This is a genomic window from Streptosporangium sp. NPDC002544, from assembly GCF_040295965.1.
In the GTDB taxonomy this organism is placed as follows: domain Bacteria; phylum Actinomycetota; class Actinomycetes; order Streptosporangiales; family Streptosporangiaceae; genus Streptosporangium.
In genome coordinates this window covers 1-1,793 of sequence record NZ_JBEOWJ010000090.1, presented here as the reverse complement: position 1 = coordinate 1,793, position 1,793 = coordinate 1, and the positions used below count along the sequence as shown (strand labels likewise).

General features: G+C 70.6%; 1 protein-coding gene and 1 pseudogene. Both read left to right on the top strand.

Features of this window, described 5'->3' with window-relative positions; all coding sequences use genetic code 11:
• Positions 1 to 75: 75 nt before the first annotated feature.
• Positions 76 to 1,350: an activator-dependent family glycosyltransferase gene (locus ABT061_RS48235; protein WP_350930443.1), complete on the top strand. Its 1,275-nt coding sequence runs from the start codon at positions 76 to 78 to the stop codon at positions 1,348 to 1,350.
• Between the two features lie 24 nt (positions 1,351 to 1,374).
• Positions 1,375 to 1,793 (top strand): annotated as a pseudogene (locus ABT061_RS48230) (glycosyl transferase); the annotation flags it as partial.

The following is a 1,793-nucleotide window of genomic DNA, read 5'->3' as shown; positions in this document are numbered from 1 at the left end:
CCAACCAGCTCGTCCCCCAGCTCGAAGAACTCACCGCCAAACACCGCTGACGCCCGACCAGGAGACACCACCACCATGCGCATCCTGTTCACCACCTACCCGGACAAGACCATCTTCCACGCGATGGTTCCGCTGGCCTGGGCGCTGCGTACCGCCGGTCACGAGGTGCGCGTCGCGGTCCAGCCCAAGTTCGTCGACGTCGTCACCCAGGCCGGCCTGACCGCCGTCTCGGTCGGTCGTGACCCCTCCACCTGGCGGCTGGCGGAGCTCAACATCGAGCAGGTCGAGGCCGAGCGGGCCGGGCTGCCCGCGCCGTACGACGCCGCGGTGGATCCGGCGGCCGTCGACTGGGAGACGATGCGCGACGGGTACGCGACCCTCGTGGAGCAGTGGCACCAGTTGGACAACTTCCCGATGATCGCCGGTCTGACCGACTTCGCCCGCAGTTGGCGGCCCGACCTGGTCATCTGGGAGTCCAACACCTACGCGGGAGGCATCGCCGCCGAGGCCTGCGGCGCCGCGCACGCGCGTCTGGTGTGGAGCGTCGACGTCTTCGGCGTCGCCCGCGAGCACTACCTGCGGCTCAAGGCCGAACGCCCGGAGCACGACCGCGCCGACCCGATGGTCGACTGGCTCGGCCCCTACGCCCGCAAGTACGGGTTCGACTTCACCGAGGACCTGTTCACCGGCCAGTTCACCGTCCATCAGCTCCCCGCGTCGCTGAGCATGGACGCCGGCCTGGACTACCTGCCGATGCGCTACGTCCCCTACGGTGGTGTCGCCGCCGTGCCGAAGTGGCTGTGGTCCGCGCCCGAGCGCCCCCGCATCGCCCTGACCCTGGGCACCACCGCCACCGACCGCTACGCCGGCTACGCCGCCGACGTGCGGGACATCCTGGACTCTCTGGCCGACCTCGACGTCGAGGTCGTCGCCACCATCGCCGAGTCCGCGCAGCAGAAGCTCACCAGCGTCCCCGGCAACGCCCGGATCGTGTCCTGGGTCCCGCTGCACGCGCTGGTCCCCAGCTGCTCGGTCATCATCAACCACGCCGGGCCCGGCACCTTCCTGACCAGCGCCCTGCACGGTGTCCCCCAGCTCACCGTGCCGTGGGACTTCGACGAGCCCGAGCTGGCCCGCCGCGCCGCCGCGCAGGGCGGGTCGCTGACCATCCGCGCCGACCGGGCCACCGGGGAGAGCGTCCGTGCCGGTGTGCTGCGCCTGCTCGGCGAGCCGGGCTTCGGCGAGCGCGCCATGTCGCTCCGCGACGAGATCCGCGCCCTGCCCACCCCCAACCAGCTCGTCCCCCGGCTGGAGGAGCTCACCGCCAAGCACCGGGTCGCCGACCGCTGACATCCAGCTGAAAGGAGAGTCCAGATGCGTGTCCTGTTCGCGCTGAACCCGTCGAAGACGGTCTTCCTCTACATGGCCCCGCTGGCCTGGGCGCTGCGCACGGCCGGCCACGAGGTGTGCGTCGCCAGCCAACCCTCCTTCTCCGATGTCATCACCCAGGCGGGTCTGACCGCCGTACCGGTCGGGCACGACCGCGACCTGCAGATGACGGAGGAAGAGGCGGAGATCGAGGTCAACCGGCCCGGTATCTCCGCGCCGTACGACGCCTTCGACGACCCGGCCAAGGCCACCTGGGACTACCTCAAGCCGGGAATGGCCGAGGCGGCGGGCATCTGGCACCGCTACGGGAACTTCCCGATCATCGGGGGTCTGGTGGAGTTCGCCCGCTCCTGGCAGCCCGACCTGGTCATCTGGGAACCACTGACCTTCGCCGCACCGATCGC